The following is a 20803-nucleotide window of genomic DNA, read 5'->3' as shown; positions in this document are numbered from 1 at the left end:
CTCTCTTAGAATCTAATACATTTCATATTCCTAATGAAAGGCCTTGTTTGAAGAGATTAAAAAGCCTTAGATTTTAAAGTATATGAAACGAGCAAAAACCTAATGACACCGATAGTAACGTAGTTAGCTCACTAAATGCACTTTATTTTGGTAATAAATTGATATCACTCATATTTTTACTTTTCATTGCTTTATTGCAAAGATATAATATTCTCACAGATATCCCACCTGATAATTTAACTCATTGATTAAACTGATCATATAGTGAGATTTCTGTTATGTCATGGCATTAGATTGAATGCTAAACTAAAAAACCAAGCTGCGGTAGATTACGTTTGCATACTTCTCTTGATGTTTCGGTAAACTTCATAATGTAGCAATCTATCTATATGATTTGCATACCACTGCATCATCTCCCTTCGCCCTTCCAGATACAACGCATGGTTATACGTCCCACGAATCGCATTCTTATCAACATGCGCAAGCTGGGTTTCAATCCATGCGGTATTGAACCCTTCCTCGTGCAAAATCGTACTCATCGTGTGACGGAAACCATGCCCCGTTACCTTCCCCGTATATCCAATCCGCTTAAACACCTGATTAATACTCGCTTCACTCATCGTCTTGCGGGGATCATTACGTCCTGGGAACACCAGTGGATATTGCCCTGACATCACTTTGAGCTGCTGTACGATTTCCAGCGTTTGGGTAGAGAGGGGGACAAGGTGAGGCCGTTTCATCTTCATACGCTCTGCGGGGATTTCCCACACCGCTTTTTCAAGATCAAATTCACTCCAGAAAGCACCTCGAAGCTCACCGGTGCGAACTCCCGTAAGGATCAGCAGATGAGCGGCAAGAACAACTAACGGGCTTCCTGTATAGCCTGCGAGAGCTTTAAAGAAGTCTGGTAGCTCCTCAACGGTAAGGAAGGGATAATGCTTCGATTCATGTCCTGACATCGCGCTGGTTAGATCTGCCGCAGGATTGTATTCCGCGCGGCCGGTAACGATGGCATAACGAAAAACTTCGCTGCAGCGCTGGCGAACCTTCTTGGCCTTCTCTGTTGCGCCACGGCTTTCCATTCGACGTAGCACATTCAGCAGAACCAAAGGCTTGATGTCATTCACCGGCAGTTGGCCAATATAAGGGAAAATATCTTTATTGAAGGCTTCGATAATGTCGGAGGCATAGCCTTCTGACCACCGGCTCACCTTCGTTCCGTGCCATTCAAGTGCCACAGCCTGAAACGTATTATTGAGCTGCACATCGCGAACCAACTTTTCTTCTTTCTTGGCAAACGATGGATCGATACCTTCGGCCAGCTTTTTCTTGGCTTCATCACGTAGTGCCCTCGCTTGTGCAAGGGACACTGCCGGATAGACACCAAAAGCCATACGCTTCTCTTTTCCATTGAAGCGATATTTCATCCGCCAGTATCGAGAACCAGAAGGAACAACTTCGAGATACAAGCCTGCACCATCTGCTAGCTTATAGGCTTTCTCTCTGGGTTTAGCAGCATCTACCTGTCGTGCATTAAGCTTCATTGGGGGCATCTCCCTGGACCGAACACAGAATGCCCCCACTTATGCCCCCAACTGCGACTTGATTTCGGTTGAGTCCAGTTGATAACAGGAGATAAGATACGGGCCAGAAACCGCAGTATACGGGCTTTTAGTTGATTTCGGTAGACTTGGGAAGAGTTTGAAATGGTGCCGATAATAGGAGTCGAACCTACGACCTTCGCATTACGAATGCGCTGCTCTACCAACTGAGCTATATCGGCCCTGAAAAGGACATGTCCACGAATGTGAGCACGGGGTAGAAGGTTAAAACTAACCGGGCGACGCGTCAATGGCCTTGCGAATCAAACGCCTATTTTTGCATCATCCGGTATCAATTAGGCACGAATCGTGTCGTCACAGGAATGCTTGTACGCGGTCGGGTAATTCTATAACCGGCGACAAACACGCAGCTCATAGTGTTCCCATTCCAGCCCAAAATGTATCCGCAGTTGCTCCTCTTCAAAATCAATATGCAATCTGGCAACCGCCAGCATAAACAGCGGTACAACCCGTATCCCAACCAGACTGACGTTCTTTGGGCGTGACATGGAATTTTGTTTTTTCACCGCGAAGAACCGTAACCAATGCACGAAGATTCATGGCGAACAGTGAAAGATAGGACGATTTGCCATCCCATGCGGATATCCCCCACATACCGAACATAAATGCTAGCTCGGAGAATAGAAAGAAGGGTAAAAAGTGGAGATAAAATGGCGTGGAGTAGGCCGAAACAGGAGGGATCCCGGTAAAAAGATACACCAGCGGCGAGATTAAAAAGACGGTATTCCACAAGCAAGCAAGGTACGACCAGAAGGTAGTACCGTACATTAACGTCTGCGCAATGCTCAGTTTAATCTTACTATTCCTGAATATCGTGTCGTGAAGGAGGATATCGAGGGAACCTGCCGCATATTTAAAACGCTGGATCATCCAGGTCAACAGATCCTGCGGCGATAATATTTTTGATTCAATTTCAGGATGCATGACCGAGCGCCAGCGATGTTCGCGATCCCCGTGCAGCAGAATAGAGGTATAGATATCTTCAGAGACATGGAATTTATAGGGGGTTAGCTCAGTGTCATAAGCCACATGCATTTTCATGGCCTGGCGTAACTCTTCCCGCAACGCACAGTCCGGTACCTCACCGGTGTAACGCGCGATTTCCGATTCCACTGTATGAGCATAATGACGTAACGCACTTTTCATGATGGCTTCCCGGCGATGAATGGACGCAGCTCCACAGCAAAATGCGGCATTAGCCCAGTTTCTGCGCCGCAGCATGACGGCGTAAAACATCTGCGGATCGTTAAAAAAGGGGTCACGACCAATGGTGTGCGGACCCACCAATTTTTCCACAAACCTGCCAAATGCGTGGCCCGGTCGGCCTAACTTTTCTCGCAGTACTTTGGGCAGACGCCTCCCGGCAGGGAGATCATAAAACCACTGGGGAGTCTGAATCCAGGCGACGGCCGGGGCGCGAAAATAACCCAAGGTATTGGTTAGGATGGTGGAGAAAACGCGAGTGTCTGCATCGCATATGACGATAAAATCGCCGTAGGTGTGCTCCATACCGTTGCGTAGGTTATCGGCCTTAAAACCAACATTATATATTGTTGATATTGTCATTATTCTCACTATTCTTATTTTACGGCATTTTAGCTTTATTGATACATTCGAGTTGACACATTTTACTGATCGCTATTCTGGCGTGGCTTACGCTATGTACCCGGTCAGTGAACAGGTAAAAGAAGCTTGGTATAATGAAATTAATTTTTTACAAATAGGCCCACATCAGTCACAGATCCTGGGGTTATATTTTTATCTACTCATTCTTAGGGTGAAAGCAGCATTCCGTGCCTGAGAATAGGGTTTCGCTAATAATTTCTGTGGGCTTTTTCTAAATGTGTTTCATTTTCACCTTTTAGAATGAATTAACCAAGTCTGGTTGATTCCCTGTTTAACATTTTTTAGTCTGGATTATATTATCCTCACTATCTTGAACTATTGGGGTACTAATGAGGATTTATGGGGCTCAATGAAAATAAATGCAATGATAACGAATATCATAATCGTTCTTTGATGGCGAAAAAAAGTACGATGGTGAGTGTGGTTGTTAATATATTCTTATCCTGCGCTCAGATTTTGCTGGGAATATTTTCTGGATCACAGGGGCTAATCGCTGACGGTATACATTCGTTTTCTGATTTGGTTTCGGATTTTGTCGTTTTGATTGCCAATAAAAAAAGTCGCAAACCTTCTGACGAAGATCACCATTATGGTCATGGACGCTATGAAAATGGGGCTTCGTTGATTATTGGCGCAATCCTGTTCCTTGTCGGATCCATTATGATTTGGTCCGCAAGCGGCAAGCTGTGGCACCCTGAAGCCATTTCAGAGGTGCATATTATTGCGTTGTGGGTAGCACTGTTCGCGCTGGTAACTAAGGAACTGCTATTCCGCTATATGCTGGCTGTCGCGACACGCATTCAGTCGTCTCTGCTCATTGCTAACGCCTGGCATGCACGATCTGATGCCGCATCATCAGTAGTCGTGTCTGTCGGGATTGTCGGCAATTTACTTGGTTTTCCATGGGTTGATCCGGTAGCAGCAATGGTGGTTGGTGTTCTGATTGCCCGTATGGGCTACACTTTTGCCGCCAGTGCACTTCATGACCTGATGGATCGTTCAGCAAGCACGGAGATGGAAACCGCAATTAAAGCAACTATTCTCGCTGTCTCTGACGTCCTCGGAGTACACGATCTGAAAACACGAAAAACGGGCGATCTCATACTGGTAGATGCACATATTGAAGTTGATGGAGGGCTTTCTGTCAGTGAAGGGCACAATATTGCCAGAGCAGTACGCCAGGCAGTGCTGGAAAATAAAAATGTGCTGGATGTCATGATCCACACAGACCCTTATCAGGGAAATGGATTGCCCGTTTGTTAATTATTCCAGGCTTATTGTTTCCTCCATAAACACGTAGTCAAGATGACATCTTAAAATATAGAGTGATCTGACTACGCTATTTTTCATGACCGCGCCGGATGTCCGTCAGCAACAGGTTGGCGGACGCCATACTCAGAGAAAGTCTGTCCTGCACTACAGGTACATCTGAATTGCGCTCTTTCCTGAACCGGAAATTATTCATGCGACCTGTGCCATGACATAACGGCGAGTAGTTTTGCCATCCCGCACCAGCCTGTCATTTCGGCAAGCATCAGACCCGTTCCCACAAATCTGGGATAACATACAGCACAGGGGGGGGCAGGAATAGTCCTGCCCAGTTGAGATGTCCATCTCGAGGATGCGGATGTTTTCATGGACGATTTTATTGCGCGATGCTGAGTTGTCGTCGGTACATTTCCTGGCTGAGTGCTCCCAGCGATAACTTGATACGATGTTCGTTATACCATAGTATAATCATCTGAATTTAAAATTCCTATTAAATAGCATCATGGAATCATTGAGGTAACTCTTAAATATCCACTATACGGTCCTGCCGTAGTGTTTTTATTCGTAATTGATATATTTCGCATCAGTGTCACCGGTGAGTTTTTGACTCCTGGCGAAGTTATCGTGTCGGATAAGCCATCAATGCCAGTTGCATTTATTTTTAAATTCGCCTCCCCCACGTCATCAGTAAACTCATACTCAAGGTTTATTTTTGTATTGAGCACATTACTTTTTGTCGTTATGGTAACAGGAAGGGACTTAACCTCATCAAACAATACTTGACCAAAAGCAAGACTTGCAGGAGATATTTCAACAGAAACATCAGCTATTTCAGTGTAATTTACTGTACCAACGGCAATGCCAGCAGAATATGTACCCCACGGAGCGGTCCATAATATATTTCCGTCAGCATCCCGTATCTGAGGCGGCGGATGTCCGCCCTGGTTTCTGTCACTCAGATACACTTGAAAGGTATACGAAGTCCCGACAGGGACTGAGGGATGGCACATTCCATCCTCAATCCCGAAGTAACGCCCTGCGGTCATAGTTGTATCTACGATATAACCATATCCGATCTTTTTTCCTGAGAATCTTGAGTCTATCGGCACCTTAATTTCCGGTACGTTATTTCCCAGGCCCACACTCTCATATCCATACTCAGTCATCTTAACTATTGGTTCTAACCTGGCGGACTCATGACTATAGTTATTTATCTCATCCCAGGCAGTTTGCTTAACCGACATGGTAAATGGACCATCATGGCTGAGAATATTTTTCCAACCAGTTAAATAATAAGGGAGTTGATTATTATTGACGCTCGAAAACACCGGTCCGACAGTTCCCGCATTTAATACATAGACTAAACCCGGCACGGATAAATCAATATCTGGTGGGATAGTCCACCTGGAATCGGTAACTTCTTGTCTAGTGTTTGCCGGAAGTCCTGCTGTGACAACGACACCGCACACAGCCTCGATATAGAAGGGGATAATTCCAGTAGCTATGAAAATAATAAAAGATAATTTGTTTTTGCTCATTCTGACATATCCAATCAGGGATTATTTATTGTAAATATGATAGCGGCTGTGAGTTTAGTGCCGGCCACAATTCCCGCTCCTGACCTCACCGTTGTTACCGGTGTGATAATACAGGTTCTGGTTGAATCACCGGGGCAAAATGGTTTACCCGTATCAGCTCCGGATATTGTGTTAAACTCAATAGCAGATGACTGACTATCCTTAAGAGAAAGATACGCTGGGGTAACGTTACCTGTCGTTTCATCCTGCATCTGAATTAATCTTTTGTCATCCACTGACAAGCTACCAGTGACCACCCCAGCATTTATCGAGGATCCCCTGCTGTATTTGCATTCAATTTTTAAGGAAAATGGCGCGTGTATTTTCTCCCCCAAAGTAATATCACCAAGGTTAACTTCCTGCGTGTTACTGCCATCAGAGAAACTTACATTGCAGGGTGGAGCAACAAAAGTAGCGGTGATGGGTATTAATTTTGTGGCTGATGAAGTAGCTGCACTGGAGCATAAAGGCATCACAGTAAAAAAAAGGGAAAGGAGGTTATAGTAATTTATTTTCATGACCACTTTACTCATTTTAATTTCAGAAATAGACACCCAGAACACTAGCCATTTACACAGAACACTGTGTTTATTTATTTCTTTTCATTATAAAAATATTCTTCTGTCAGTTCAGGGTCAGCGTGACCAGCACATTTGCTGCAGCCTGTCCGGCACGCGCTGTGGATGCGTCAAGAAACACAGTGAAATCCATATTCTTTCCCGTCAGTGCAAGGGGTTCGTTGAGTCTGGCAGACATCCCGTCACTGACCCGCTGAAAACTGACTCTCCCCCCATTCAGAACCAGTTTTCCATCATCTGAGTCCGCATGGCTGAAAGTCAGCGTGGCGGAGGGTAGAATGGCCGGTGCAGTCACAATACTGAAGCTGAGTGGGCGGGTAAGTATCTGGCTACTGCCTGTCGGCACATCGCCAAAATCAATGGTATCCGGCGTCAGTATAAATTTCACTGGCGTAGCCTTTCGCGTGCAGGTGACAGAGGGCCATGGCTGAGCTGACTCGGTTGTCAGGTCCCCCTGCAGGGAAAAACTTCCGGTATAACCTTGGATATAAGTCACCGGTCCGAGCGTCCAGGTGATAGTGTGGTCCTGAAATTCATCCGGAGGTGCTACCGGAAAATCCAGAGGCGTCGCCTTATTACTGGTCACTCCATTCAGTGCCAGCGTGCTGTAAACCAGGGTATTGAGTATCTGTGAATTACCTGTAGTCTCGGTAACTATCACATCATTGGTATAATTCACAGGACACTTGCTGCCAAAGCTGAGGGTTCCGGGTGTGCTGTAAACGCAGGCTGTAAGCACAGTCTGCCCTGTTCCTGTTGACATCCTGTCCGCATCAAACCAAATGCCAATGTAAGCCACTCCTCCTTCCTGATTAACAAAAGCCCTCACAAAAGAATATCTGGTGTTATTTCTTATCACTTCATCATTAGCGTAAGCCGGAAGTCCGGGTGACTGTGAATCATTTGTCCGGATGATGCGGTTTTTATTGAGAGTGACTGTACCCATCCACAACGTCCCAGTGGCAGATGGCGGCAAAGTAAACGTTCTCCCCCTTATACTGATGTCTCCATTTTTGAGGGTACAGTCATATGTCCATGCCGCCCGGGCAAACGGAGAAGATAAAATCAGCAACGTCAGTACTGCGCAGCGTATCTGTTTATTCCTTTTCATTACCTTCCTGTCCAAAGCCTTTTGAAACACCATCATGGATACATCACGCTGAACCGTACGGTGGCCGTGGTCTGCCCCCGGGGCGTGTCTGGCATCACCCGCGTCGATGGCGTCACCGTGCAGCTGCGGTTGTCCGTCCCGGCACAAAATCCCAGTGTCCCATCGGTCGCCCCGCCACCGGTCAGGTCGATGTCCTTATTCCCCGCGCTCAACCAGAACGCCGCCGGCGTGCCACTGCTGCCTCCCGGACCGGTCATGGTCATCGCCATTTGTGTACTGCTCCCTGCGACCAGCGCGCTCCCCACCTGCTCACCGTAAATCACCGTGGAGACCGGGGTCGGGCAGCTGATATCTATCTTCACTGGATAATGGGTCTGTGTCCCGTTCAGCAGACTGCCAAGAAATACCTTGTCCGGCACCGTCAGCGTGCAGGGAGGTACCGTGAAGGTCGCCTTTATTGTCACTGTCGCCGTGGCCGTCGTCGCCGCCCGCACTGGATGCAGACCGGCTATCAGAAGCGCCAGTGAGGAGGACAGCGCCAGAAGTACGGCCTTATTTAACGTCATAACTCACCGCCCCGCCCCAGTCGTTGAGTGCATCCACGCTGACCCCGCTCAGGCCGCTGTGTCCCGTACTGGCTTCTGAATACGGTGCCAGCTGCGCCAACGCCCGCTGGGCAACGCCGCTCAGCACCACCTCTTTCCCCTGGCTTTTCACCTTCGTCACCGCAAAGTAATAGGGCGTCGGATTCTTTATCCATACGCTGCCGTCCCGGTTCACCAGCGTCAGCTGTTTCTCCGCATCCTTTCTGCCCTCCACCAGAGCCTTCGGCCGGTAAATCAGCTTCACCTGGGTGTTCATGGCTATCGCTATCACACTCCCGTCCGTCTCCTTCGGCTTCGGCGGGATTTCCTGCACGTTGAGGCGGAACAGGGATTCCCGGTCAGATGGCAGGGCGGGATTCACATTCATCAGGCGGACTATCTGCCTGCCTTTCGGGGCCACTCTGAAAAAAGGCGGGGACGGCACCATGAACACATCCGCTTTATTCTGAGAGACATTATCAATCCACACCTGGCCCCCATAGGTCTCCTGCGAACTGCTGCTCACCTCAAAGGAGATGCTCTTCTTCCCCTCGTCATAGATAAAGCGCGTCCCGTTCAGGGTGAACGCCGCCATTGCGGAGCTGATCAGGGTCGTACCCAGTACGACTGCCAGCGCTGCCTGCAGTACCATTTTTTTTCTGTTATTCACAACGAATCTCCTGAACGGTTCCGGTATTTTCTTTTAAGCCTGCCGCGCTGAAGCGGCACTGTTTCCCGCTGCTCTGGCTGACGGTAATGGTTTTCGGGATGGACAGCAGGTTCATCAGCAGCACACCGTTGCGGGTGATAAAACCGGCATCCAGACCCTGCTCCGTGGTGGCACTTCCTCCGGTGAGCGTGTTGCCCTGCGCATCCCGTACGCGCACGATGTAACGCAGTACGTTCTGGAAGCCAAACTCCCGGTAAATAATTGCTTTCTCTGTCGGCACCACGTCATACGAGGTGTTAAGCAGCTCGGCGCTGTCCGGAACGTTTTCCGGATTGATGCTGATGGTTGTCGGGTTATACCCGGTCAGGTACAGTACCGTGCTGCCGCTGCTGTTGGTCGGCAGGGAGCCGTTAAAGGTCACCCCCGGGGTGTCCTTAATCCGCACCACCGCCACGGTATCGGATGCCTCTTTGGTCAGCAGCAGCCCGGTCTGTGCCGTGGCAATCGCCGACCCGGAAAGGTTGCCGGACAACGTGGTGGTCTCGCGGCTTTTTGACACCGCCAGGTTGGTCTGTACCCGGTCAAAGGCATAGCTGACCGACGCCCCGGCTGTATTGTTGCTGCGTTCATCCGTCCCGGCATTGACGCTGTAGTTCAGACGCTCGTTCAGGGTCGCTGATGTGCTGGTATTGAATGACGTGCCGCTGTAGCGGTTGTAGCCCACCGAGTTACTGCTGTAATGGCGCACCCCGCCCAGGGTGAACGGAATACTGACCCCCAGCGAGCCGGAATATTCATCCGACGTGGACCAGGCGCTGCGGGAATAGTTGCCGCTGAGGTACAGCGAGACGCCGTCCAGAATCGTGGTGCTGGCGGACAAAGACGCCCCGATGGCATCCCTGTCCCGGTTCCAGTAGGACTGCTGCCAGAACGACCCGCTGAGATACACTCTGTCCAGCCGGTGGGACAGACGGGCTTCATAGCGGGCCTTCTCCCGTCCATCAAACCAGATGTAGTGGTCATTGAGCCCCAGGCCGTCCGGGTCATATATCTTGCGCCCGTACCCGTACTTCGGGTTCCAGTTCGCAAACTCGGTATACCCGGGACTCTGGTAACGGTAGGTCAGCAGCTGGATGTCGGTTTTACTGGTGAAACTTTTGGCATACTTCACCGTGGCGCTCACCCCCTGGCGACGCGGGCCGTCATCATATTCTGCCCGGGAGCCATTCACACTGAACGCCAGCGCGCCCCACATGCCCATGGACTGCGTCAGCCCGATGCCGGCAGCCTGATACCCGCTGTGCAGCAGGGTGGCCATATTCAGCGTGGTGGATGACAGCCCCCAGTCCAGACTGGCCAGCCCGAAAGTACCGTTCCCGGAACTGAACGCATCGCTCAGCCGGTTCGTGTCGTTACGCTGTCCCACGGCCAGGTTATAGTTATAGTCACCCGGTCGCAGCAGGGAAGGCAGGGTGGCTACCGGGTATTCGGTCACCGTTTTACGGCCACCATCGTCTTCCACCGTCACCACCAGATTCCCGTTACTGGTGGAGTTCAGGTCATCCAGACGATACGGCCCGGACGGCACCACCCGGGAATAGATGGTATAGCCTCCCTGGGTCACCGTGATGCGGGAGGTGGTGGAAGCCACCCCGGTAATCACCGGGGCGTAACCCCGGGTCTGCCAGGTGCGCATATTGTTGTTGGAGCGCAGGGCAGCACCGTAGAAGCCGAAATCGCTGAACAGTTCAGTCCGCGTCTGCGAACGGCCAATCAGCAGGTCGCCCTTCACCTGACTGATGGCCGTGGACAGGGTCAGGTTGTTGGTGGTGAATTCATTGCCCCACGCATTGCGGGTGGCATTCATGTCACTGGATAAAATCCAGCGCCCCACATTCAGGCTGGTATTGAAACTGCCATAAGCATTGAGGGTATCGTCCCCGTATCCATTATTATTCCGGGTCTGCACGTTCTGGTTAAAGTTGCCGTTATATTTCAGACGCAGACCGTTAATGCCGTAGTCCCAGCGGGCGGCATCGTTTTTTTCCGCCAGCCAGGCCTGGGGAATACCAAAATCCAGCGTCTGGCTGCCGGCGTCGTAACTGACTTTTGTGCTGTCCTTTTTCCCCGGCTGATAGCAGCCCCGGATGCTGTCAAAGGTGTCCTGGTAGGCCTGCGGCTTAAAGAAAATACCTGCATTCTGCAGCCACTCCGGGCTCAGGCAGAGCTGACCTGCCTGCTCATCCTCCGGGCTGATAACCAGCGTCGAACGCCCGGTCCGGGTGCCGTTGAGCGAGACATCGACATAGTACTGACCCGCAGGGTATTTCACACCGTCCTTCAGGACTGAGGGGACATCCGTGGTTCCCTGCAGGAATGCCGTGTTGAGTTCCGTGGCAGACGCAAAGGAAGAACAAATGCTCAGTGCCAGAAGTGACAGCGCAGGTTGTTTTATTATTGTGGAGGTTTTTGTATTCACACCGACCTGCCTTCAGAGCAAACAAGAAAGAACAAGACAAAAAAACAGCGAAAACCGGTAAAAGGCCCTGCCGGGCGCGCACGGCGTTGTGCGCGGGCAGGACCTGATTTATATCCGGTGGGGATTAGTTGTAAGCCACTACATAAGCCACAGCAGAGTTGTAATCACCCGCCTGAGCACCACCAATCAGCTGGGCGCTGAACTGGGCACCTTTGGCTGCGTCATTCAGGTCGGTCAGGGTTACCTGAGACACGCTCTGGGTCTTGTTAATGTCGTGAGCACCGCCCGTGGCGTTTACCGCGCTCAGTTTCACCATAGCGTCAGTGGCAGCACCACTCTGCGGCGCCAGGCCGGTTACTTCCAGCGGGCCGGCAAACGCAAAGGATGCGTTGGTCATACCCGCAGGGTTACAGGTGGTTCCCGCTTTCGGTTTCAGGGCAAAGTTCACGACAGCCCCCTGGTTGGATGTGTCACCTGCCGCTGCTGCAGCAGTGGAGGTGGCCACGTTGCCCAGCTGAACCACGTTGCTTACCGCCCCGTTGGCTTCAGGCACGATGTCACAGGTGGTGTCAGTAACAGTACCAATAAACTGAACATCCCCACCGTTTGCAGCCAGTGCAGAGCCAGACATCACAGCCAGAGCCAGGGCAGAAACAGTCAGTAAATGCTTTTTCATTTTATATTCCTTGTTTTGCGCCAAAATAAGCGCATTTGTTATCACTGATAATATTTTTCCGTTGATGGCAGAAACCATCATTAACACCGCCCGGACGGACAGCGTTAATGATGAATGCTGCGTTTTAATTAAGCCCGGCAGCAATTTTGATGACCTTATACAGCCTGTCATATTTATATGCTGCTCATGTTTATATACTGCACTTATATGGCTTATTCAGCGCAGATTGCTTTTATATTCAGCTCGTTATTTTACTGTTCATTTCACGGAACTGTTCAGAACAGAGATAACAGACATAAAATTAATATCAGTCTCATGCCGGACCATGGCTACCGCACGAAAATAACAAGTGGTTAATTCCGTCATTACGAAAGATAAATATATATAGAGGCGCCGCCCGAACAACAAAAAATAGATTTAATCAGTCATTAAAATATAAGAAAAGCAGAGGCCGTATTCTCTCCCGGAAGTAAAGAGAAACCTATTACTCTGTCATTCGGATATCGCTCACTATATACGGGTACATTCTCACCACGGTCTGATTCACCATCTGCAGTCGCCGGTATTTTACCGAGAAATGGCTCTGCGACACACCGTGACGCTCACAGGCCTCCCGCCGTGTCAACCCCCTCACCAGCACCTCCTCCAGGGCGTCCTGCATGTTCTTTTTTCCTGTTATGCCCATGGCAATCAGGAGCCGGAAATGGCAGATATTCACCCGGCCAGGCTCCAGCGTTCCGGGGATAAAGTGCCTCCCGGACCGGGAGGCAGAATATTTTGATTGCTGTGGTCGCTGTATACACATCTTTGTACCTCCCGTTTGATAATTCAGTTTCCCGCGCACGCCCGCATCAAACACTCGGATGAACACCCCTCAGGCACCGGCCCCGCATTAACAGTGATGGAAGGGATAAATTCCAGCGCGGTGTTTCTTATCCCCAGTTCCCGCATAATCTGCCACCGGTAGTGATAAATCAGTTTGTCCGTTCGGGCGATGCTGGCCCCCATTTCACGGGCACTCCCGCCCATCTCCAGCCACTCCAGGGCCACACTGACCGCTTTACGTGAAGACACCCGGCCTCGCAATCGGTGAGCCAGCCAGAGCCGCAGGGGGTGAAGAATCTGCGACCCGTCTGTCCGGCCTGTGCAACACTGTCCGCAGGCTCCTGTACTTTCAGGACCGGACAGGCTGATATTACTGACACAGTCTGTGGGTGCCATGTCCTGTCGCTCTTCCATCAGGGCATCATAGTCCCTGAGCCAGATATTCCCGAACCATGCCGCCGTGATGTAATCCGAAAATAAATGACGCTTACGGGTAATTATCAGCGGCAGTGCCGGAAACTGCCGGCGAATGGCACATAATAAATAGGCATGGTTATGTGCGCTAATATCAAGAATAACGCTCTGTGTTTTCTTTTCTGTCACAAAAGAAAACAACTCCCCGATATTTTCAGCCATACAGGTTTCTTTTTCTTTTGTCTTTCTCTGGAGCCCCTCAAGAGCCCCCCTCATAATAAAATCGGGAGAATAAACTATTACCACTCCAGCCTCACCCTGAAGATTCTGATACTGCATTAATAAACTCCATCAGAGACAACGCTAATAATACTAATTTAAGTGCGGCTTTATGGGGTTAATCCTAAGACGTTAATAGTTATTACAACAACCAATAAAATCGATCGATAAGATCTTGAAAACTAATCAATATATTTCATTGATTGACTTCCTTTACAGATAACATCTCAATTTTCAGGATAATAATAAATTTATATAAAAATTATAAAACCACACAAAAACAATATGATTAATCGTGTAATTAAATATATTCTGTAATTTCACTCATGGAGTAAAAATCAAATTTTACATGTAGTTACCGTGAAATTGGGTAAAACATGCGCAATCCAACCGTTACAGGTGACATCAACATATTGATGAATTTTATGAATCAGTCATGAAGACAATTGCTTAAAGGAGAACAAAAATATAGGACTTAGTAAATTTCGTTAATTGTCGGCATTATCACAAAGCAGTGACTTATTGTGATCCCGATCGGTTCCGGATAGCATTTTAAAGAGAAATCTGTATTCACTGACACCTACAGAAAGAATGCCGGACATCCGCAGCCCGTCAGCATCATCAGGCCGTTTCTGAAATGGGCCGACTCTAAAACCCGCAGCATGAAGATACTGTTATCCGCGCTTCCCTCACCTAAAGAGGTGGACTGTCTGATTGAACCGTTCGCCGGCAGTGCATCTGTGTTTCTCAACACGCGCTACCGGCAGTAAGTGCTGGCTGACAGTAATGCCGACCTGGTTGATGCATAGCGCCATGTCACTTTTTTCCATGCCGGATTTGAGGTAACGCTGCGGACTGCAACTGAAGGGATGTTTTTGGGGTCCACTTGGAAAACGGAAAATATCCTACGCTAAACCTGTTTTTTGAGCTGGCATGACGGGCAGCTGTGAGCGAGGAGATGAAGTTGCCGCTAAAAAGCTGACTACCGATACTGTGTCGATTCACCGCCATCAACATCGATAATCTCAATAGGCTCAAGGAGTTCACTGACGATTTTATTCTTCGGACTACGATTTCCCATCCTTGTCATCTTTGCGGTGTCTGATTGGGATAATCCTTCTTTCCCTGATTTCCTCATCGATATCGAATAAGCACTCGTCGCAAAATTCTTTATCGAGAGAGAGCCACCGCTCAAGAACGCTTCTTTTTTTGTTGCAACGTGCACATCTCTTCATCTTTCTGCGCCTTGGTGACTTCATTATGTGAGTTACATGGAAAATGGACGCAGCAAGCCTCGGCCAGATAACTAACCGTCATGAAAGGCTTTTCTGCGAGCAATATAAGACAAGGATAACCAGGCCTGGCGCATGAAAGATAATCGTTTTGATAGATCAGTTTCTCGATATTGATCGTCAGTGCCGATCGATAAGAAGTGCGGGAACGTTAGACTCACCTCTGTTGCTTCATCATGATGATGGGACTGATGGCCCTCGAATCTATCTGTCTATTAGCATCGGCATGACAAATACCAAGAATTAACAAAACAAAAGGCAATCAAAAAATACATGTGTATAAAAATAAGTGCAATTTATTCTGTTACTTCAATACTTCCTTTCGCCTAAGATTGCCTGCAATACTCCCATTTTAATACTATTTATTACTACATAACCAAATGAATTATATAGAATAAATTGGAGATCGTCTCTACTGTTCCTTGTAAAAGTCATGGCTCCATACAACATTATTTTTAATTTTCTCCAGTTCAAAAAATCTACATACGTCACAAATGCTTTTACATTTGATAATGTATAGTTGTCATATGACAAGTTGATTATCATTCTGTGTAGACAAGGAGAACTGTTATGACGGATTCGATTCCATCAGGTTACAAGCCGCTGACATGTGACACGCTGCCGGGTTATCTCTCATCCAGACTGACCCCTTCATGCGAACCGGGAGGTTTACCTGAAGAGTGGAAAGTTTCAGAAGTGGGGGACGGAAACCTGAACATGGTGTTTATCGTTGAAGGGACGCATAAAACCATCATTGTAAAACAAGCTTTGCCCTGGCTTCGTGCAGGAGGCGAAGGGTGGCCCTTATCTCTTAGCCGAGCAGGCTTTGAGTACAACGTCTTATGCCAGGAAGCAAAGTACGCAGGTCACAAACTGACACCGCAGGTCTATTTTTATGACCCGGAGATGGCACTGTTTGCCATGGAGTATCTGACACCTCACGTAATATTGCGTAAGGAGCTGATTAACGGCAAAAAATTCCCTAATCTTGCTGAGGATATCGGGACGTTTTTAGCCCAAACTCTCTTCAGTACCTCTGACATTGGCATGCCGGCCGATCAGAAAAAAGCACTTACCGCCGAGTTCGCGTTGAATCATGAGCTGTGCAAAATTACGGAAGATCTGATCTTCACAGAGCCCTATTACAACGCTGAACGGAATAACTGGACTTCTCCTGAGCTGGACGATGCCGTCCATAAGGCCTGGGCTGATGTAGAGATGATCCAGGTTGCCATGCGTTATAAGTACAAATTTATGACAGAGGCACAGGCATTGTTACATGGTGACCTTCATTCAGGGTCAATCATGGTGACCGATACGGATACAAAAGTGATTGATCCAGAATTTGGTTTCATGGGGCCAATGGCATTTGATATCGGCAACTATATCGGCAACCTTCTGATGGCTTTCTTCTCACGCCCTGGGTGGGATGTGAATGAACAACGTCGCATTGCCTATCAGGAATGGCTGCTTCAACAGATTGTTGAGACCTGGTCCGTTTTCACCCGGAAGTTCCGCCAGCTGTGGGACAACAAAACACAGGGGGACGCATGGCCGACAGAAATGTATCAACAGAACAGGGCCGCACTGAAGGACGCACAGGATCAGTTTTTTGCCACGCTGCTTGAAGATTCCCTGGTGAACGCCGGCATGGAGATAAATCGCCGAATTATTGGTTTTGCTGGCGTTGCTGAGCTGAAACTGATTGAAAATAAAGAGCTTCGCGCAGAATGTGAACGACGCGCTTTGACCATGGCACGCGATCTTATCGTCAATGCCCGCCACTTTAAAAATATGGATTCCGTCATCCAGTCTGCAAAGGTTAAATAAGAGGTCATTATGAATATTAAAGGTAAACACTACCGTACGGTCTGGGTTTCCGGGGATGGAAAGGCGGTTGAAATCATCGATCAGACTAAGTTGCCTTTTAAGTTTGAGGTGGTGGCGCTTACCTCTGCGGAGATGGCCGCAGCGGCTATTCAGGAAATGTGGGTTCGGGGCGCTCCACTTATTGGTGTTGTTGCGGCATATGGTATTGCACTGGGAATGAACCACGACGCCAGTGACGTGGGTCTGCAGCGTTACTATGACCTTCTTATCAAAACCCGACCAACTGCAATTAACCTCAAATGGGCTCTCGACAGGATGATAGCTACATTGAAGGTTCTCTGTGTATCTGAGCGCAAGAATGCGGCCTGGGCGCTGGCGGCAGAAATTGCCGAAGAAGATGTCGCGTTATGTGAACAAATTGGATTACATGGCGCAGAACTCATTCGCGATATAGCCCAGAAAAAACCGGCCGGGAGAGTGGTAAATATCCTGACGCACTGCAACGCAGGATGGTTGGCGACTGTAGACTGGGGAACAGCGCTTTCTCCCATCTATAAAGCGCATGAAAACGGAATCCCTGTTCACGTCTGGGTGGATGAAACGCGGCCACGTAATCAGGGCGGACTCACGGCATTTGAACTGGGCTCACACGGTATTCCTCACACCCTGATCTCCGACAACGCGGGTGGCCACCTGATGCAACACGGTGACGTTGATCTCTGCATTGTGGGGACCGATCGCACCACGGCCAGAGGGGATGTCTGTAATAAAATAGGCACCTATCTTAAAGCGCTGGCGGCCCATGATAACCATGTTCCCTTCTACGTCGCGTTACCTTCTCCCACTATTGACTGGACTATCGAGGACGGAAAAACCATTCCGATTGAACAACGTGACGGAAAGGAACAGTCCCATGTCTACGGGATAAATCCTCATGGAGAGTTGAGCTGGGTGAATACCGCTCCTGAAGGAACACGTTGTGGAAACTATGCTTTCGACGTCACGCCTGCCAGGTATATCACCGGCCTCATTACTGAACGGGGAGTCTGTGCCGCCAGTGAGTCTGCGCTGGCGGGGATGTTTGCTGACCTGAAGAGTAAAGCACTCCAGGACGAGTAGCATTAAAACGACGACCACTGCTGTTAAGGAGCAGGAATGGAAAGGATTAAGTTAGCAGAAAATATCATTTCCACTTGTCGGGAAATGAATGCGTCAGGTCTTAATCAAGGAACATCAGGTAATGTGAGTGCCAGATATACCGGTGGCATGTTGATTACACCGAGTGGGATCGCTTATTCAAAGATGACGCCGGACATGATTGTCTTTGTAGACGATAAGGGAATACCAGAAGCGGGTAAAATACCATCAAGTGAATGGTTATTCCATCTGGCGTGTTATAAAGCCAGACCAGAATTGAATGCTGTCATACATACGCATGCGGTGAATTCCACGGCGGTGGCAATACATAATCATTCGATTCCGGCCATTCATTATATGGTGGCGGTGACGGGGACGGATCATATTCCCTGTATTCCTTACAATACCTTTGGCAGCCCTGAACTGGCCGACGGTGTATCTAAAGGGATCAAAGAAAGTAAGTCCTTGCTGATGCAGCATCACGGTATGCTGGCCATGGACGTCACGCTGGAAAAGACGTTGTGGCTGGCGGGTGAAACCGAGACGCTGGCTGATTTATACATCAAATGTGGCGGATTACATCACGATGTTCCCGTGCTGTCTGAAGCCGAAATGACTATCGTTTTTGAAAAATTCAAAACGTATGGTTTGAAAGCGTAATTACAGCTGTATTTTAATTAATAACATATAACAGCCATTCGCGGAATGGCTGCTATCCCCTCTGCCCACAACGATTGATTATAACTACCACAAGGAGTTATTTATGTTTATCGTGGAATCGTATGCTGTTGCTATAATAATGTGTTTTATTACCATGATTTGCTGGGGGTCATGGGCGAATACAACCAAACTTGTAAGTAATAAAAAATGGGAATTTCCTCTATTTTATTGGGATTACTCAGTTGGATTATTGCTGTGCTCTTTGTTATTTGCCTTCACTTTGGGGTCTACGGGGGAAGCCGGTCGTAGCTTTATACCTGATATTCAGCAGGCGAGCAGTGGTAGTCTGATGTCGGCAATACTTGCAGGGATTATTTTTAATATTTCCAATATCCTTCTGGTCGCTTCTATTAATCTTGCCGGTATGGCGGTAGCTTTTCCTGTGGGTGTGGGGCTGGCACTGGCTCTGGGTGTGATCACCACTTATATCGGCAATCCGCAGGGCGATCCGCTCATTCTGTTCCTCGGTGTCGCCTGCGTTGTGATCGCCATTATTTTTACCGCGATAGCCTATGGTCGTGTCACTCAGGAGGCGGATAAATCCCGTCGTAACAAAGGTCTCATCACTGCTATTCTGGCGGGTATCATCATGGGATGGTTTTTCCGCTTCCTGGCTGACTCCATGTCAGACAATTTCAGTCAGCCTGCCAGCGGTCTGATGACGCCGTACTCAGCACTTGTCCTGTTTGCCATAGGGCTGTTTTTGTCGAACTTTATCCTTAACACGCTGGTTATGAAAAAGCCTATTTCAGGAGAACCTGTCAACGGGAAAATGTATTTTTCCGGAAGTTTACGGGATCATGTTTGTGGCTGGTTGGGCGGTATGATTTGGTGTGTCGGTCTGGCATTTAGTCTGATTGCGTCTGGTCAGGCGGGTTATGCTATTTCCTACGGTCTGGGACAGGGGGCAACAATGATTGCCGTGATCTGGGGGGTATTCATCTGGAGAGAATTTGCCAGTGCGCCAGCCGGAACCAATAAACTGCTGCTGACCATGTTTATTTCATACATTGTGGGTATTATTTTAATTATCGCCGCTAATCAATAAAATACTGCCCCAACTATGGGGCAGTTATTCATTCTTTTACTGCGGTAATTCACACGCCAGCAAAAACTCAGCCGTTCCTTCATCAACAATCAGGTCTGTGACATATCCCCCCAGCAGGGCACCCAGCGTCGCGTCATAGCCTCTTTCCCCACCAGCAAGAAAGATCTTCCGTTCAATCTGCCTTAACTGAGCCAGACTTATGCCAAGAATACGCTGGTCAACATCAGCCACGACGGGTACTCCTTCCTTGTCATAGAAGCGACCACAAATGACACCTACCGCACCTAAATCCCGATAGGTCTGCATTTCCTTCTTATTCAGCACACCCACTCGAATAAGGGGATTTTCATCAAGAGCATTACCTACGACGAAAAAGGCTTTCGTACAACGAGTCAGAACGTCAAAATTCGAGCGAATAATAGGTTCGGCCTGTAACTCCATTGCCAGTCTGGCACTTGATACCACGGCAGGAACATGAAGCGAAGCGACACGTCCTGAAAGCTTGTAAGCGATTTGTGATGAGGATTCAATAATCGTCAGGTCTGGTTGAGAGGGCATGGAACCGAGCATCTGAATAACGGTGACATTTTTACATGACTTCGGCGTCATGGTTTTGCTCATCTGATGGATTGTTCTTCCCCAGGCAACTCCCAGCACATCACCATTCTCAATTACCTGATTCAGATACATGCCACCGGCACGTGAAAGACGAGTACGCATCAGCTTTGTATCATCACGCTTTCCGGCATGTTCGCCATCAGGCACGATGATCACTCTCTGGAGATTGAATTTATCGCGAATTTGCAAAGCAGCGTCGATAGATCCAAAGACATTCACGTCCAGGTTGATATGAACCAGTCCATTTTCCCGGGCTGTTTGCAGGTATTTGACGACCGTGACGCGGGACACCCCCATGATAGCTGCAACTTCAGTCTGGCTTTTGCCTTCCTGATAGTACAGCCATGTTGCATGAAGTACGGGATCATCATTGAACAGGCTGCTGTTTGTTTGATCTCTATCCACTTTGTATACCTGTATTAAACCGGGGAAATGCTTATCTTAACCC

At 48.6% G+C, this 20803-nt stretch carries 17 protein-coding genes, 1 tRNA gene and 1 pseudogene; 6 read left to right on the top strand and 13 right to left on the bottom strand.

The genetic code is table 11. The features are described from left to right. Positions 1 to 329: 329 nt before the first annotated feature. From NMD08_RS20680 to NMD08_RS20670, 3 genes and pseudogenes are all read right to left on the bottom strand, one after another. The gene (locus tag NMD08_RS20680) at positions 330 to 1544 is read right to left on the bottom strand and encodes a tyrosine-type recombinase/integrase (protein ID WP_370618932.1); all 1215 of its coding nucleotides are present in this window, start codon (positions 1542 to 1544) and stop codon (positions 330 to 332) included. A 163-nt stretch (positions 1545 to 1707) separates the two neighbouring features. Continuing rightward, positions 1708 to 1783 (bottom strand) — tRNA-Thr (locus NMD08_RS20675). 244 nt (positions 1784 to 2027) lie between these two features. Continuing rightward, a pseudogene (locus NMD08_RS20670) lies at positions 2028 to 3167 on the bottom strand (glycosyltransferase family 2 protein); the annotation flags it as partial. A gap of 420 nt (positions 3168 to 3587) precedes the next feature. Here NMD08_RS20670 and NMD08_RS20665 point away from each other — a divergent pair. After that, complete coding sequence (locus NMD08_RS20665; RefSeq protein ID WP_187259305.1) at positions 3588 to 4511, top strand: cation diffusion facilitator family transporter; 924 nt, start codon at positions 3588 to 3590, stop codon at positions 4509 to 4511. A gap of 506 nt (positions 4512 to 5017) precedes the next feature. On the opposite strand, the gene NMD08_RS20660 is transcribed toward NMD08_RS20665, so the two are convergent. From NMD08_RS20660 to NMD08_RS20620, 9 genes are all read right to left on the bottom strand, one after another. Next, a complete protein-coding gene (locus tag NMD08_RS20660) occupies positions 5018 to 6055 on the bottom strand; it encodes a hypothetical protein (RefSeq protein ID WP_370618930.1) in 1038 nt (345 codons plus the stop codon). Between the two features lie 14 nt (positions 6056 to 6069). Further along, a complete protein-coding gene (locus NMD08_RS20655) occupies positions 6070 to 6627 on the bottom strand; it encodes a hypothetical protein (protein WP_279574309.1) in 558 nt (185 codons plus the stop codon). Between the two features lie 91 nt (positions 6628 to 6718). After that, positions 6719 to 7351 (bottom strand): hypothetical protein, encoded by a 633-nt coding sequence (locus NMD08_RS20650; RefSeq protein WP_210904672.1) that lies wholly within the window; start codon positions 7349 to 7351, stop codon positions 6719 to 6721. A 464-nt stretch (positions 7352 to 7815) separates the two neighbouring features. Continuing rightward, positions 7816 to 8349, bottom strand: coding sequence for a fimbrial protein (locus tag NMD08_RS20645; RefSeq protein ID WP_370618928.1), 534 nt, complete (start codon positions 8347 to 8349; stop codon positions 7816 to 7818). Then, positions 8336 to 9037 (bottom strand): fimbrial chaperone, encoded by a 702-nt coding sequence (locus tag NMD08_RS20640; protein WP_370618926.1) that lies wholly within the window; start codon positions 9035 to 9037, stop codon positions 8336 to 8338. The genes NMD08_RS20645 and NMD08_RS20640 overlap by 14 nt, the downstream gene beginning before the upstream one ends. Continuing rightward, the gene (gene pefC / locus NMD08_RS20635) at positions 9030 to 11516 is read right to left on the bottom strand and encodes a PefC/AfrB family outer membrane usher protein (protein WP_370607727.1); all 2487 of its coding nucleotides are present in this window, start codon (positions 11514 to 11516) and stop codon (positions 9030 to 9032) included. Before pefC ends, NMD08_RS20640 begins: the two co-directional genes overlap by 8 nt. Positions 11517 to 11640: 124 nt before the next feature. Beyond that, positions 11641 to 12192 carry a fimbrial protein PefA gene (locus NMD08_RS20630; protein ID WP_151218501.1) on the bottom strand — a complete coding sequence of 184 codons (552 nt, stop codon included), beginning with the start codon at positions 12190 to 12192 and terminating at the stop codon, positions 11641 to 11643. A gap of 484 nt (positions 12193 to 12676) precedes the next feature. Beyond that, positions 12677 to 12997, bottom strand: coding sequence for a PapB/FocB family fimbrial expression transcriptional regulator (locus NMD08_RS20625; RefSeq protein WP_151218502.1), 321 nt, complete (start codon positions 12995 to 12997; stop codon positions 12677 to 12679). A gap of 23 nt (positions 12998 to 13020) precedes the next feature. Further along, on the bottom strand, positions 13021 to 13770 hold the full coding sequence (locus NMD08_RS20620; protein ID WP_187259311.1) for a hypothetical protein: 750 nt from the start codon (positions 13768 to 13770) through the stop codon (positions 13021 to 13023). 557 nt (positions 13771 to 14327) lie between these two features. Here NMD08_RS20620 and NMD08_RS20615 point away from each other — a divergent pair. The 5 genes from NMD08_RS20615 to NMD08_RS20595 all read left to right on the top strand — a co-directional run bounded on the left by NMD08_RS20615 (position 14328) and on the right by NMD08_RS20595 (position 19737). Continuing rightward, positions 14328 to 14480 carry a DNA adenine methylase gene (locus tag NMD08_RS20615; RefSeq protein WP_151218768.1) on the top strand — a complete coding sequence of 51 codons (153 nt, stop codon included), beginning with the start codon at positions 14328 to 14330 and terminating at the stop codon, positions 14478 to 14480. Positions 14481 to 15572: 1092 nt separating this feature from the next. Continuing rightward, complete coding sequence (mtnK, locus tag NMD08_RS20610) at positions 15573 to 16832, top strand: S-methyl-5-thioribose kinase (RefSeq protein ID WP_370607725.1); 1260 nt, start codon at positions 15573 to 15575, stop codon at positions 16830 to 16832. A gap of 9 nt (positions 16833 to 16841) precedes the next feature. Further along, a complete protein-coding gene (gene mtnA / locus NMD08_RS20605) occupies positions 16842 to 17951 on the top strand; it encodes an S-methyl-5-thioribose-1-phosphate isomerase (protein ID WP_187259313.1) in 1110 nt (369 codons plus the stop codon). Positions 17952 to 17987: 36 nt separating this feature from the next. Then, entirely contained in the window at positions 17988 to 18629 is a 642-nt protein-coding gene (locus NMD08_RS20600; RefSeq protein ID WP_187259314.1) for an L-fuculose-phosphate aldolase, read from the top strand. 103 nt (positions 18630 to 18732) lie between these two features. Beyond that, entirely contained in the window at positions 18733 to 19737 is a 1005-nt protein-coding gene (locus NMD08_RS20595; RefSeq protein ID WP_151218506.1) for a GRP family sugar transporter, read from the top strand. Between the two features lie 36 nt (positions 19738 to 19773). On the opposite strand, the gene NMD08_RS20590 is transcribed toward NMD08_RS20595, so the two are convergent. Next, the gene (locus tag NMD08_RS20590; RefSeq protein WP_151218507.1) at positions 19774 to 20760 is read right to left on the bottom strand and encodes a sugar-binding transcriptional regulator; all 987 of its coding nucleotides are present in this window, start codon (positions 20758 to 20760) and stop codon (positions 19774 to 19776) included. Positions 20761 to 20803: the final 43 nt, after the last annotated feature.

Source organism: Citrobacter meridianamericanus, assembly GCF_041320245.1.
GTDB lineage: Bacteria > Pseudomonadota > Gammaproteobacteria > Enterobacterales > Enterobacteriaceae > Citrobacter > Citrobacter meridianamericanus.
Note: the sequence above shows the minus strand (reverse complement) of the source record. Positions and strands in the feature narration are given on the sequence as shown.